The 13,612-nt window shown below is 61.6% G+C and carries 12 protein-coding genes; 7 read left to right on the top strand and 5 right to left on the bottom strand.

Annotated elements, in window-relative coordinates:
- Positions 1 to 17 precede the first annotated feature (17 nt).
- Positions 18 to 1,325 carry an RNA-directed DNA polymerase gene (locus NO932_RS01485; protein WP_309209258.1) on the bottom strand — a complete coding sequence of 436 codons (1,308 nt, stop codon included), beginning with the start codon at positions 1,323 to 1,325 and terminating at the stop codon, positions 18 to 20.
- A 204-nt stretch (positions 1,326 to 1,529) separates the two neighbouring features.
- Positions 1,530 to 4,412, bottom strand: coding sequence for a DNA polymerase I (gene polA, locus NO932_RS01480; RefSeq protein ID WP_309209257.1), 2,883 nt, complete (start codon positions 4,410 to 4,412; stop codon positions 1,530 to 1,532).
- 141 nt (positions 4,413 to 4,553) lie between these two features.
- Between polA and NO932_RS01475 the strand changes: the two genes are divergently transcribed.
- On the top strand, positions 4,554 to 5,360 hold the full coding sequence (locus NO932_RS01475) for a glycosyltransferase family 25 protein (RefSeq protein ID WP_309209256.1): 807 nt from the start codon (positions 4,554 to 4,556) through the stop codon (positions 5,358 to 5,360).
- Here NO932_RS01475 and NO932_RS01470 read toward each other — a convergent pair.
- On the bottom strand, positions 5,357 to 6,070 hold the full coding sequence (locus NO932_RS01470) for a DUF6683 family protein (protein ID WP_309209255.1): 714 nt from the start codon (positions 6,068 to 6,070) through the stop codon (positions 5,357 to 5,359). The two genes, NO932_RS01475 and NO932_RS01470, sit on opposite strands and share 4 nt — an antisense overlap.
- A gap of 86 nt (positions 6,071 to 6,156) precedes the next feature.
- Here NO932_RS01470 and NO932_RS01465 point away from each other — a divergent pair, with 86 nt between their 5' ends.
- Complete coding sequence (locus NO932_RS01465) at positions 6,157 to 6,747, top strand: hypothetical protein (protein WP_309209253.1); 591 nt, start codon at positions 6,157 to 6,159, stop codon at positions 6,745 to 6,747.
- Here the strand turns inward: NO932_RS01465 and NO932_RS01460 are convergent, their stop codons facing one another.
- The gene (locus NO932_RS01460; RefSeq protein WP_309209252.1) at positions 6,748 to 7,278 is read right to left on the bottom strand and encodes a CAP domain-containing protein; all 531 of its coding nucleotides are present in this window, start codon (positions 7,276 to 7,278) and stop codon (positions 6,748 to 6,750) included.
- Between the two features lie 354 nt (positions 7,279 to 7,632).
- Here NO932_RS01460 and rpmI point away from each other — a divergent pair, with 354 nt between their 5' ends.
- The 5 genes from rpmI to pheT all read left to right on the top strand — a co-directional run bounded on the left by rpmI (position 7,633) and on the right by pheT (position 12,516).
- On the top strand, positions 7,633 to 7,833 hold the full coding sequence (gene rpmI, locus NO932_RS01455; protein WP_309163674.1) for a 50S ribosomal protein L35: 201 nt from the start codon (positions 7,633 to 7,635) through the stop codon (positions 7,831 to 7,833).
- A 24-nt stretch (positions 7,834 to 7,857) separates the two neighbouring features.
- Positions 7,858 to 8,259 carry a 50S ribosomal protein L20 gene (rplT, locus tag NO932_RS01450; RefSeq protein WP_309163150.1) on the top strand — a complete coding sequence of 134 codons (402 nt, stop codon included), beginning with the start codon at positions 7,858 to 7,860 and terminating at the stop codon, positions 8,257 to 8,259.
- A gap of 189 nt (positions 8,260 to 8,448) precedes the next feature.
- Positions 8,449 to 9,570 carry a phenylalanine--tRNA ligase subunit alpha gene (gene pheS / locus NO932_RS01445; RefSeq protein ID WP_309209250.1) on the top strand — a complete coding sequence of 374 codons (1,122 nt, stop codon included), beginning with the start codon at positions 8,449 to 8,451 and terminating at the stop codon, positions 9,568 to 9,570.
- Positions 9,571 to 9,697: 127 nt separating this feature from the next.
- Positions 9,698 to 10,111: an ASCH domain-containing protein gene (locus NO932_RS01440; RefSeq protein ID WP_309209249.1), complete on the top strand. Its 414-nt coding sequence runs from the start codon at positions 9,698 to 9,700 to the stop codon at positions 10,109 to 10,111.
- Positions 10,108 to 12,516: a phenylalanine--tRNA ligase subunit beta gene (gene pheT, locus NO932_RS01435; RefSeq protein ID WP_309209248.1), complete on the top strand. Its 2,409-nt coding sequence runs from the start codon at positions 10,108 to 10,110 to the stop codon at positions 12,514 to 12,516. Before NO932_RS01440 ends, pheT begins: the two co-directional genes overlap by 4 nt.
- Positions 12,517 to 12,571: 55 nt before the next feature.
- Here the strand turns inward: pheT and NO932_RS01430 are convergent, their stop codons facing one another.
- Positions 12,572 to 13,609 carry an aldo/keto reductase gene (locus NO932_RS01430; RefSeq protein ID WP_309209247.1) on the bottom strand — a complete coding sequence of 346 codons (1,038 nt, stop codon included), beginning with the start codon at positions 13,607 to 13,609 and terminating at the stop codon, positions 12,572 to 12,574.
- Positions 13,610 to 13,612 lie beyond the last annotated feature (3 nt).

Here is a 13,612-nt window from a genome sequence, read left to right as displayed (position 1 = left end):
AACCGTTGGACAGTACCCTAGCGGGCGATCAGCCACCTCTTGATAGCAACATCAACAGGGGAACCGTTAGACTCGTCGATATGACCCAAAAGCACGCGTCGTTCATCCTGTCCCAACAACTGCATTGACATTAAGACAGCCGAGCGTTGGGTGGGCGGTAAGTGAATAAACGTTCCCCGTTGCGCTCTAACCCAGGCCAGATCGCGAGACACTAATGCGGCGCGAGCTTGAGTTCGTACATTTCCACTAAATACGTCATCACGAATGCTGTGATCACGAATAAATTCAGCGTGCCCGGCGCAGGTCCAATCGAGCCACATCTTGACTGCTTTGCGCTGATAGTGGGGCGAGCTTCTAATCGTAGCAATTAGCCCCTTCACAGCATCGGGGCCATGTTGGTCTGCTGCAGCTTCAATGGCGCGGCACAATTCATGGATCGCCGGTATAAATGGATGGATATTCTCTATAGCAACTTCGACGAAGGCACACGACCGCAATAATCTGCACCTTCTAACAAATGCCTTGATAAGGTTTAAATCAACAAATCCATCCTCAGCATATTTTTTTCTTATTATTTGACCAATTTCTTCCAAGACCTCCTCATCCGGCACATCGTTCTCGCCTAGCTCCTCCTCACCGTAGGGATCTATCAGATTCAACCTATTCATGGCCGCCTCTGATTCCGCATCCATATGATCTTGCATCACCACGCTGACGAAATTCTCTATATCGAGCAGCTTGGTTTTGCTCGAATTCAGATGCAGTCTATGATGATCATACAAGTATTCTGAAATAGTTTCGATAGCGCTTAAGAGATGCTGCGGACTATCAGCGAATATACGGATATCATCGACGTATCGCGTATGATCAAGGCCGCTGCGCGAAATTAGTTGATCAACGTCAATTAATATTCCTTCGGCGAGGATGGCACTGGCATCATTTCCTACTGGAATTCCTTTAGATGCTTGCGAGTTGATAGCATGAATGACCGTTTCTAGGTCTTTTGCAATTCCTGTGAGTTCGGCGCTCGCCGCCTCGATTGATCCTCGAACACGATGCGAATATATTTGATTGTAGAAGTCGGCAATGTCGATCGAAGCGCCATAATCGTACCGTTCCGCAAGCTCATACGAACGTCGCCTAAAGCTCTCGTAGCCAGCACCTCCCGAAAAGAAAGCGCCATCGTCGGGCAAATAACGGTGCGAACACGCGGTTTCATTAGTTGCTCTCGCCGCTTCTAGCGCCGGCGCCACAGCGTGAACTAATGAAATGTAAATTAAAGATGTGATCGGTTCGAGTTGGTGCACCACGCGATAGCTGACCATCCTTTTGCCACCGGCATGGAAAGGGCTGCTGATAAAGGTAGTTTCCCAATATTAGAAGCGGTGAGACGGCCTCTAAAATTGTCCCAATCTTGCCAAACTGCATCCCATTCGTCGAAACGTGGAAAAAAATCTGAGTCATCGAATCTTTCGAGGTGTCTCTTTGCGAAGTTGAGTTGCCCATCTGTAAGGCGCAAGACATCCTCCTTAATGCGCGGCTTCCCAGTTTTCCGCCGCTTTCGCGTCCACCTGCAGCGGCACTGACAACCTCAATGCCGGTTCCGCCGCGCCTTCCATCACGCGCTTGATGACCGGGATGGCCACTTCGGCCTTGTCGGCCGGGGCTTCGAAGACCAGTTCGTCGTGGACCTGGAGGAGCATGTCGGCCTGGACGTTTTCAGCCGCGAGAACCTTTTCCATGCGGATCATGGCGCGGCGGATGATGTCGGCTGCCGAGCCCTGGATGGGGGCGTTGATGGAGGCGCGTTCGATGAAGGCGCGTTCGGAGGGGTTTTTGGTATTTACGTTTTCGAACGGGATCTTGCGGCCGAAAATGGTCGAGACGTACCCCTGCGCCTTAACGATGCGGCGCTGTTCGTTCATGTAATCCTGAATGCCGGGGAAGCGGGCGAAATAGGTCTTGATGTATTCGCCGGCCTCCGATCGGGCGATGCCGAGCTGGTTGGCGAGACCGAAGGCGGAAATGCCGTAGATGATGCCGAAATTGATGGCCTTGGCGCGGCGGCGGATCATGGGGTCCATGCCTTCGATGGGCACATTGAACATTTCGGACGCCGTCATGGCGTGAATGTCCAAGCCCTCTTCGAACGCGTCCTTTAGAGCATCGATATCGGCGATGTGGGCGAGGACGCGCAGCTCGATCTGGGAATAGTCGGCGGAAATCAAAAGATTGCCCGGCGCGGGGATGAAGGCCATGCGGATCTTGCGGCCATCCTCGGTGCGAATGGGGATGTTTTGCAGGTTGGGGTCGGTCGAGGACAGGCGCCCGGTGGCGACCGAAGCCTGGCTGTATGAGGTGTGCACGCGCCCGGTGCGCGCGTTCATATAGCCGGGGAGCGCGTCGGTGTAGGTGGATTTGAGCTTGGTGACGCCGCGCCAATCGAGAATGGTCTGGGCGAGCGGGATGCCTTGGGCGGCGAGATCGTCGAGCACCGAGGCGCCGGTGGCCCAGGCGCCGGTCTTGGTTTTGGTGCCGCCTTCGAGCCCCATGCGGCCAAAAAGGATATCGCCCAGCTGCTTGGGGGAGCCGAGGTTGAAACGCTCGCCGGCCAGCTCGTGCGCCTGCTCTTCGAGCGCGCCGGCACGCTGGGCGAAATCGCCCGAAAGGCGCGAGAGGATCTGGCGATCGACCGATATGCCGCGCCCCTCCATGCGGGCGAGAACCGGGGTCAGCGGACGGTCGAGGGTTTCATAAACGGTGGTGACGCCCTGGGCGACGAGGCGGGGCTTGAGGATATGCCAGAGCCGAAGGGTGATGTCGGCATCCTCGGCGGCATATTTGGCGGCGGCTTCGATGTCGATCCTGTCGAAGGTGAGCTGGTTCTTGCCCGTGCCGGCAAGGTCGGTGAACTTGATGCAGGTGTGGGAGAGATATTTTTCCGCCAGCGCATCCATGCCGTTGTTGCGGGCGCCATCGAGCGCGTAGCTCATCAGCAGCGTATCGTCGATGGGCGCCATGGTGATGCCGTATCGCGCAAAGATGCCCAGATCGTATTTGACGTTCTGGCCGATCTTCAAAATCGATGCGTCTTCGAGGACGGGCTTGAGCATCTCCAGCGCCAGTCGGAAATCCATCTGGCCCTCGGCGCGGCCGCCGCCCAGCAGATCGTCGGCGCCGGTGACGTGGGCCAGCGGCAGGTAGCAGGCGCGGCCCGGTTCGGTGGCAAGGCAGATGCCGACGAGATCGGCGGCCTGGTTGTCGAGGCTGGTGGTTTCGGTATCGACGGCCACATGGCCGGCTTCGTAGATGCGGGCGATCCAGCCGGCCAACTGGTCGGCATCGCGCACGATTTCGTAATCCTCGTGCTTGCAGGGGATGGCGCGGATGGCTTCGAGCACCTTTTCGGCGTGCGCCTCGGGACCCTGGGCCGGGGGCTCGCTGGATGAGGGATCAACGGCGCCGGGAATGGAGGCGCCTCTGGCGGCGAGCTCGGGATCGGCTTCGAAATCGTCGGGATCGATTTCGAGCAGGTTGGAGAGCCGCCGGGTGATGGAGGTGAACTCCATGGCCTTTAAAAACGGGATCAGCGTTTTGGGTTCGAGCGGCTGGCGGATGAGATCGTCGAGCGGGGTTTCGACGGGCGTGTTGCAATCGAGTTCGACGAGCTTGCGCGAGATGCGGGCCAGTTCGGCGTTCTCGATGATCGATTCGCGGCGCTTTTGCTGCTTGATCTCGCCGGCGCGGGCGAGAAGGGTTTCGAGGTCGCCATATTCGTTGATGAGCAGCGCGGCGGTCTTGATGCCGATGCCGGGGATGCCGGGGACGTTATCGACCGGATCGCCGCACAGCGCCTGGACGTCGACCACCTTGTCGGGGGTGACGCCGAATTTCTTCATCACCTCGTCTGGCCCCATCCAACGCAGCGGCGGCTGGCCGGGGCGGGCGATGGTATCGAGCATCTGCACGTGATCGTCATCGATCAGTTGCATAAGATCCTTGTCGGAGGAAACGATGGTGACCTTGCCGCCGCGATCGCGCATCTGGCAGGCATAGGTGGCGATGATGTCGTCGGCCTCATAGCCTTCCTGCTCGATGGAGGGCAGGCAGAAGGCGCGGGTGGCGGCGCGGGTCAGGGGAAATTGCGGGACCAGATCCTCTGGCGCTTCGGGGCGGTGGGCCTTGTACTGATCGTAAAGATCGTTGCGGAAGCTTTTGGCCGAATGGTCGAAGATCACCGCGAAATGGGTGGGTTCGTTCTCGCCCTTCAAATCCTCGAAGAGCTTATTGATCATATTGCAAAAGCCGGAGACCGCGCCCACCGGCAGGCCATCGGACTTGCGCGTCAGGGGCGGCAGCGCGTGATAGGCGCGGAAGATGAAGGACGAGCCGTCGACGAGGACGAGATGCATGGCGGGCTTCCTCTGGGCGCCGGAGCGCGCGCGATTCTAGTTTGGCCGGACTTTGGCGCGATTGCGCGCGGGGGGCAAGCTTTGGACAAAACCTTGCCCAAGGGTGTAGATAACGCGCAACCGCGCCAACGGAAACACGCCTTGCCCATACCCATCTATTACATCAACCTCGCCAGCCGCACCGACAGGCGCGACTTCATGGATGAGCAATTCGCGCGGCTGGGGCTTACCGCAACGCGGATAGAGGCGGTGACGCCCGCCGATATTCCGGCGGAGGACCTGGCGCGCTATTGCGACGAGACGAAGCCCTTCTATAGACGGCCCAATCAACTGGCGTGCTCGCTCAGCCACGAGAAGGCCTGGCGGGCCATGCTGGACGCTGGGCAGCCGCGGGCTGTTGTCCTCGAGGATGATGGGCTGCTTTCCGCCTCGCTGCCGGACTTTCTGGCAAACCTCGATGATGTCGAATTCGACCTTTTGCGCTTCGAGCGCTCCAGCCGGAAGATCCGCCTGCTGCCTGCGGTGCGGACGGTGGGACCGGCGATTGCGTTGCGCCCTTTCCGGTCGACCCTCTCGGGGCGGTCCGGCTATGTGACCGGAGAAAGGGCGGCACGCTTGATGCTGGACGATTCCCGCGCGCATGCGCTTGGGGGAGACCGAGCCCTCTATGACGGAATGCGTTATAAAGGGTTGGTCCGCTATCACAGCGATCCCGCCTTATGCATCCAGTATGGCAATATCGATGCAGACAAGCGGGCGCGAGGGGTCGGCCTGAGCAACCTCAACAGCGAGCGGAGCCGGCATGTTTTCGCCCGGCGGCATCCGGTGCGGAACTTTTTCATCCGCACCCTGCCCCGATTGGGACGCGGCGTGCGCAATGCATTCGATCATCTGGCGCATCTGCCCAAGGGGATTACAAAGGAGAGGATCTCCTTCCGGCCCGACTAGCGGCTGACAAAGCCCGAGGAACTGGGAACGATGGCGCGCAAATCGACCCCCATGTCGTTCTGGAAGCGGGTGACCGCTGCTTGGCTCAGCGCGCCCATCATTTCCATATTTCCGGTCATCAACGCATCGGAATAGACGGCCTGCTGGAGCAGGAAATTCATCATCAGGACTTCCGAAATCTCCTGCTTTTGGGCGTCCGCGAGGCCGGCCCACTGGCCGTCGGCGGCAAGAGAAGCCCGCACCTGTTCGGCGATGGGAGCAACAGGGAAAGTCTCTTCATGAGCGCGGTTGGCGATGATCCAGTTGAGCGCCCAATAGCCGGCGATGGCATCGGCGGCATCGCCGGGCCGCAGACCGTCGGTGGCGACGAGTTCGGCCCAGCTTTCGACGGGGGAGCGCTTGGCAAATTGCTTGCGCACGGCATCGGCGCCCAACGTGCCCGACGTTTCTTCTACAAAAGCGATGAACTGCTCCTGGGCGCGGGCGCTCACATCAGGGGTCGCGGTATAGACCGTGAGATTCGGATCGACCGGTGCGGCGGGGGCCGAGGCGGCGTCATCGAGCGAGGACTGAATCGTGGCGTTCAGCATCGTCGAATGAAGCGTATTCATGGTGATGTCGGTGGCAAACCCCTGGAAGGGGTAATCCTGGGCGTGAGCCGGAAGCACCATGGCGGCAAAGACCAGAAAAGCCGAAACCGTCTTGTGCATTTTACCCCTCGCAACGCTGTCATCGGGACGTTAGCGTGCACATAAGATTATGTCGGTGCTGCGACCGATTGACCGGAGGCGTATCCATGGTTCGCTCGAAACTGTTTTCCCTGGTGCTCGGCGCCTCGCTGGCTGGATCAACCGCCTATGCGCAGGATGCCACTGCGTGGATGGGGGCCACCGAAGCGCTGGGGGAAATCAGTGCGCTCGAGAGCGCGGCCGCTGCGTTCGAAGCCGGTCCGGTGGCGATTACCGATGCGCTCGAACGCGAGCCCGGTGGGCGTAGCGCGTGCCAGCGCTATACGACAGCGATGATCGCAGCGGGATTTGAAGCGCGGCTCGCCGATCAGCTCCGGCTGGTGCTGGGCGGCGGGGATGCAGATGCGGAGATCATCGAGGCGCTGAGCCAGCCCGAGCGGCAGGACGGATCGGTGTGGTTTCCACTTGCCGAGCAGGCCGGGTTTTTCGCCGGCTGCGTTGCGGCGGCGATCGCGCAGGCATCCGATGGCGAACGCGCGATCGCAGCGCTGACCGAAAGGCTGGAAATCGAGCTGCCCCTCCCCAACGACGGCGTGGACATATGGCTGGCCCAACAAATCCGCAGCCTGGGCGATGGAATGTCGGGGCCGGTCGCCCAGTGGTTCGATGCAGGGTTCACCCAGGCGGCGCGGCTCTGATCAGGCCATGTCCGGGGTGCGGATGCCCATGAGCAGCGCCCAATAGGTGCCATAGGTATTGTAGGTCGTGGAGCGGCCGCGCTCGATGGCGATGCCGAACTGCACGTAATCGGGATTGACCATGGTGCGGTGGTGGGAGGGCGATTTGAGCCAGCCATCGATGGCGGTGGCAAGCGTCGGCGGGCCGCCGGCGAGGTTTTCGCCCGCAGCGCCCAGGAAGCCGGCCCGGCGCAGGCGGGTGTGGAGCGTCTGTTCGGGGGCCGCGGTGTGGGCGACATTGGCATTGTCGGCCATCAGCCGCGCCTGTTCCTCGGCCACGTCCTGAAGGACAGCGTTGTGGGACAAGAGCGGCAGGCCGCGCTCGGCGCGCATGGCGTTGAGCTGGGCGGTGGCATCGGCGATCGAAACGCTCGATACAGGCTCGGCGCGTTCGGTGGTCATGATGACCGAGCCCGAACAGGCGGCCAGCGCCGTCGCTGAGGCTCCAAGGGCGGAAAGGGTGAGGAATCGGCGGCGGGAGATCTCGAACATGGGCGCGACTTTAACCAAAGGACGGCTCTTGGGAAGCGGTTAAAGTGGCGCCGTTGTGACGCGGGAGACGGAATCGACTTGCCAATGGGCCCCCGTTTCCTTATACAGCCGGCTTCTCTGGTCGGCCTTTACGGGTCGCGCAGAGTTTTTTCATGCCGCGCCCGAAAGTGGTTTTCCCATTTTTGGCGCGCTTCAACCGAGCCGCCCGGCCAAAAGGCATGCCGAGGCGGTTCATGAAAGCGGGAAGCTCCCTGGGAGCGTTTCCAGCAAAAAGTGGATACCACTTTTGCGGTTCGGAAGCGCGACAAACCCATAAGAGCCACTGCAAAGAAGACCAACAAGGAAGACCGCAAAATGCCCAAGATGAAGACCAAGTCTGGCGCCAAGAAGCGCTTCAAGGTCACCGGAACCGGCAAGGTTCTGGCCGGCCCCGCCGGCAAGCGCCACCGCCTGATCAGCCACAACGCCAAGTACATCCGCAGCAATCGCGGCACCTCCACGCTTTCCGAGCCGGATGCCAAGATTGTCAAGAAGTACATGCCGTACGACCGCTAAGCAGCCAGACTTAAGGATTAACAGATGTCCCGCGTAAAAAGAGGCGTTACCGCCCACGCTCGTCACAAGAAGGTTTTGAAGGCTGCGAAGGGCTATTACGGCCGCCGCGCCACGACCTACCGCTCCGCCGTGCAGGCCGTCGAAAAGGCCGGCCAGTACGCCTACCGCGACCGCAAGCAGAAGAAGCGCAATTTCCGCGCCCTGTGGATCCAGCGCATCAACGCCGCCGTGCGCAGCCATGGGCTGACCTATGGTCGATTTATCGACGGCCTCAGCAAGGCTGAGGTTGCTGTCGACCGCAAGGTCCTGGCCGATCTGGCCGTGCACGAACCGGCTGCTTTCGAAGCGCTGGTCGTCAAGGCCAAGGACGCCCTCGCCTATCTGGGCGAAATCGAAGCGACCACCGCAGAGCGCATTTCCGCCTAATCGGCGCTTTCGCGTTCCTTGTTGGCCGCGCTTCCGAACCGAAAAAGTGGCAGCCACTTTTTCTGAAAGCGCCCCAGCAGCCTTTCTGAGGCCGAAAAATCAAAAGCCTTGCGCCATTCCTTTTGGGGTGGCGCGGGGCTTTTTCGTTTGCTACCGCTTCGCCCGCCACCTTGATGCCAAGAGAAATAGATGTCCGACCTTAACGCCCTTTCGACCTCGATCCGCGCGGCGATTGCCGAAGCGGGTGATGAAACAGCGCTCGAAGCGGTTCGTATTGCCGCCTTGGGCAAGAAGGGCTCGATTTCCGCCCTGCTGGCCACGCTGGGGCAGATGAGCCCCGACGAGCGCAAGGAGAAGGGCCCGGCGATCAACGGGCTCAAGACCGAGATCGCCGCGGCGATCGAGGAACGCCGGGTGGCGCTCGCCGCCGAGGCGCTGGAAAAACGCCTGGCGAGCGAGAAGGTTGACGTCACCCTGCCGCTGCGCCCCGCCCCCACCGCGACCGGCCGCGTTCATCCGGTGAGCCAGGTGATCGACGAGATCACGGCGATCTTTTCGGACATGGGGTTCGCGATCGCCGAGGGGCCGGATATCGAAACCGACTATTACAATTTCACCGCGCTCAATTTCCCCGAGGGCCATCCGGCTCGCGAGATGCATGACACCTTCTTTTTCCAGCCCGACGCGGATGGGAACCGCAAGCTTTTGCGCACGCACACTTCGCCCGTGCAGGTGCGGGTGATGAAGCAGACCAATGAGAAGGTGCCGGCCAAATGGATGAGCGCGGCGCAGGAACCGCCGATCCGTGTTGTGATCCCCGGACGCACTTATCGCAATGACAGCGATCAGACCCATACGCCGATGTTCCATCAGGTCGAGGGGCTGGTGATCGACAAGGGTTCCCATATCGGGCAGTTGCGCTGGGTGCTGGAAGAGTTCCTCAAGGCCTTCTTCGAGGTCGAAAGCGTCAAGACCCGGTTCCGGCCGAGCTTTTTCCCCTTCACCGAGCCCTCCATGGAAGTGGACGTGCAATGCGACCGCTCGGGCAATGAAGTGAAGATCGGCGAGGGCAATGACTGGCTGGAGATTTTGGGCTGCGGCATGGTACATCCCAATGTGATCACCAATGCCGGGCTCGACCCGGACGTTTATCAGGGCTTTGCCTGGGGCATGGGGATCGATCGGCTGGCCATGCTCAAATACGGCATGCCGGATCTGCGCGCGTTCTTTGATGCCGACAAGCGCTGGCTGGATCATTACGGGTTCCGGCCGTTCGATTTGCCGACGCTGTTCGGGGGCCTGTCGAACTGACCATGGCAAACACAAGCGTGACAGTTGGGGCAGTCTCAGCGCCCCCCTCATCCGTCTCGCCCTGCGGGCGATCCACCTTCTCCCACCAGGGGAGAAGGGTAGACGTGAGCGAGACGGGCACGTGAGCATGGCAGAACTGCCCGCCCGCTACGCCGATGCGCACAGCTTCGCCTTCGGGGACAGCCCTGAACTGGCGGACGAATTGCTCGCGCTGGTTCTGGCGGGCACCAAGACCGCGACCTGCGGGGCGCTGCGCGACCATGAGGTGGATGGCGAGCCGCTACCCGAAGTGGGGCGGCGCGATGTAGTGCTGGACGGGGCGGGCCGACCGGCCTGTGTGATCGAGACCACCGAGGTCGAGATCGTGCCGTTCGACGCGGTCACCAAGGAATTTGCCGAGGCGGAGGGCGAAGGCCCGTATGAAGCCTGGCGTGAAGGACACATCGCCTTTTTCTCCCGCAATGGCGGGTGGCGCGGCGACATGAAATTAGTTTGCGAGCGCTTCAAGCTGATTGAAGTGCTGGATAGGGACCCAAGATGAAATTCACGCTGTCCTGGCTCAAGGAGCATCTGGAAACCACCGCCTCGACCGATCAGATCGTCGAGAAGCTGACGATGATCGGGCTCGAGGTCGAAGAGGTGACCGATACCGGCGCCGCGCTCAAGGGGTTCGTTGTCGCGCATGTGGTTTCCGCCACCCAGCACCCCAATGCCGACAAGCTCAGGGTCTGCAAGGTCGATGCCGGCACGGGCGAACTGATCGACGTGGTGTGCGGGGCGCCAAATGCGCGGACCGGGCTCAAATCGGTGTTTGCCGCGCCGGGCACCTATATTCCGGGCAAGGACATCACCATCGGCAAAGGCAATATCCGCGGGCAGGTGTCGAACGGCATGCTGTGTTCGGCGGCCGAGCTCGAGCTTTCCGAAGACCATGACGGGATCATCGAATTGCCCGAGGATGCCCCGATCGGGGTGCCCTACCCCGACTATGCGGGCATCGACGAGGTGGTGATCGATATCGGGCTCACCCCCAATCGCGGCGACTGTGCCGGGGTGCGCGGCATTGCCCGGGACCTGGCGGCAGCGGGGCTGGGGACGCTCAAGGATGAGGCGATCGAAACCGTGCCGGCGACGGCGGGGGCTTCGCCCATCGATGTGTTCGTGGATGGCGCGGTGTGCAAGATGTTTGCCGGGCGGTTGGTCAGGAACGTCAAGAATGGCCCCTCCCCCCAATGGCTGGCTGACCGGTTGCGGGCCGTGGGATTGCGCCCGATCAATGCGCTGGTCGACATCACCAATCTGGTTTCGCTCGACCGCGCGCGGCCGCTGCACGTTTTCGACGCCGACAAGCTCAAGGGCAATGTGGGCGCGCGCATGGGGCGGGCGGGCGAGAGCCTTCTGGCGCTCGATGGCAAGACCTATCAGGTCGATGAAACCATCTGCGTCATCGCCGATGACGAAAAGGTGCTCGGCCTTGGCGGCATCATGGGCGGGGAAGAGACGGGTTCGACCGAACAAACCACCAATGTGTTCATCGAATGCGCCTGGTTCGAGCCGGGCGCGATCGCGGCGGCGGGGCGCAAGACGGGGATCAATTCCGATGCTCGCTACCGCTTCGAGCGCACTGTCGATCCGACAAGCGTTCTGCCGGGGATCGAATTGGCGACGAAGCTGGTGATGGAGCTTTGCGGCGGCGAGCCGGCGGAAGTTGTCGTGGCCGGGCATGTGGAAGCGCCGGGGACGGTCATCGAATTCCCGCTGAGCGAAATCGAGCGGCTGACCGGCTTGCAGGTCGCGCCCGATGAGGTGAAGGCTATCCTTGGCCGGTTGGGCTTTGGCGTGGCTGGATCGGGCGAAGTGGTCAGCGTTACGGTGCCGTCCTGGCGGCCGGATGTGTCGATGAAGGCCGACCTGGTCGAAGAAGTGATGCGCATGGTGGGCGTGGACAACGTGCCCGTCGAGCCCTTGCCGCGGCTTACGGGGGTGGCGCCCAAGATGCTCACCCCGATCCAGAACCGCCGCCGCATCGCGCGGCGGGCGCTGGCGGCGCGGGGCATGGACGAGGCGGTGACCTGGTCGTTCATTTCCGCTTCGCTTGCCGAAAAGTTCGGCGGCGGCAGCCCTGAGCTCAAGCTTGCCAATGCGATCGCGTCCGACATGACCGATATGCGGCCATCGCTGCTGCCGGGGCTGTTGGCGGGCGCGGCGCGCAATGGAAATCGCGGATTTGCCGATGTCGCGCTGTTCGAGGTGGGGCAGGTCTTCTTGTCCGATGCGCCCGAGGGCCAGCACACCTATGCCAGCGGCATCCGCACCGGGACTGCCGGGATTGCGGGCGGCGGACGGCATTGGCAGGGCAAGGCCGAAAAGGTGTCTGTCTATGACGCCAAGGCCGATCTGGCCGCCGCGCTCGATGCGCTGGGGGTCGATATCGACAAGGTGCAGGTGGTGGCCGAACCGGCGGACTGGAGCCATCCGGGGCGCGGCGGACGCGTGCAGCTCGGGCCCAAGGTGATCCTGGGCTGGTTCGGGGAACTCCATCCGGCCATGGCCGCCGAATTCGACCTCGATGGGCCGGTGGCGGCGTTCGAGATCGATCTCGATGCGCTGCCCGAGCCGCGCCAGAAGGCGACCAAGGCCAAGCCGGCGCTGGAGCTTTCGCCCTATCAGCCGGTCAAGCGCGACTTTGCCTTCGTGCTGGACAGCCAGGTGGAAGCGGCCGGATTGTTGCGGGCGGCCAGGGGCGCGGACAAGGCGCTGATTTCCGACGTTTCGATCTTCGACGTCTTTGCCGGCGCCCATGTGGGCGAGGGCAAGAAATCGGTGGCGATCGAAGTGACGCTGCAGCCCAAAGACAAGACGCTGACCGACGAGGAGATCGAGGCGGTGTCGGGCAAGATCGTCGCGGCGGTGGAAAAGGCGACCGGAGGAAGCCTCAGGGCCTGATCCGACCTTCAAGTGTTTTTTTAAAAGGCGGGCTCGATGGCCCGCCTTTTTTAATTTACCGCAGCCAGCCGGTGGGGCGGGGATGGAGGTCGATGAGCGCGTCCTCGACGGCCTGGTCGATGGCGCCGATTTCGCCTTGCGACAGCGAGAGGTTTTTGAGGACGCCCAGATTGTCCTTGAGCTGATCGAGATTGCGCACGCCGATCAGGGCCGAGGTCATCTCGGGACGGCGCAGAACCCAGGAGAGCGCCAGTTGCACCAGCGACTGGCCGCGCTTTTCGGCGATGGGGCGCAGGCGCTCGACGGCTTCCAGCACGTGGGGCTGGAGGTGGCTTTCACGCATCGAGCCCTTTTCGTTTTCCGCGCGGGTGTGGGCCCGTGAGCCCGAGCTGTATTTGCCCGAGAGCACGCCCTGGGTGAGGGGCGAAAAGGCGATGATGCCGATGCCGAGCTCGCCGCAGGCCTCGATGGTCGCGTCGGTTTCGATCCAGCGGTTGAGGATGGAATAGGATGGCTGATGGATGGTGAGCGGCACGCCCATGTCCTTCAAGATCGCGTGGGCGCGGCGGGTTTCCTCCTCGGGGTAGGACGAGATGCCCACATAGAGCGCCTTGCCCTGTTTGACGGCCTGGGCCAGCGCTCCCATTGTTTCTTCGAGCGGGGTCTCGGGATCGTAGCGGTGGGAATAGAAGATATCGACATAATCGAGCCCCATGCGCTTGAGCGACTGATCGAGGCTGGCGATCAGGTATTTCTTGGAGCCGAACTCGCCATAGGGGCCGGGCCACATATTGTAGCCGGCCTTGGTGGAAACGATGATCTCGTCGCGATAGGGGCGGAAATCGCGGGCCAGGACCTGGCCGAACAGCTCTTCGGACGAGCCCGGCGGCGGACCGTAATTATTGGCGAGGTCGAAATGGGTAATGCCATTGTCAAAGGCGTAGCCCAAAATTTCGAAGGCGGAATCATAGTCGCGGGTGCCGCCGAAATTCTGCCACAGGCCGAGGGAAACGAGCGGGAGCTTCAGTCCCGATTTTCCGCTGCGGCGGTATTGCATGGCATCGTAGCGCGCATCGGAAGCACGGTAGGTCATGGC

Source organism: Pelagibacterium sp. 26DY04, from assembly GCF_031202305.1.
Classification (GTDB): Bacteria; Pseudomonadota; Alphaproteobacteria; order Rhizobiales; family Devosiaceae; genus Pelagibacterium.
Note: the sequence above shows the minus strand (reverse complement) of the source record. Positions and strands in the feature narration are given on the sequence as shown.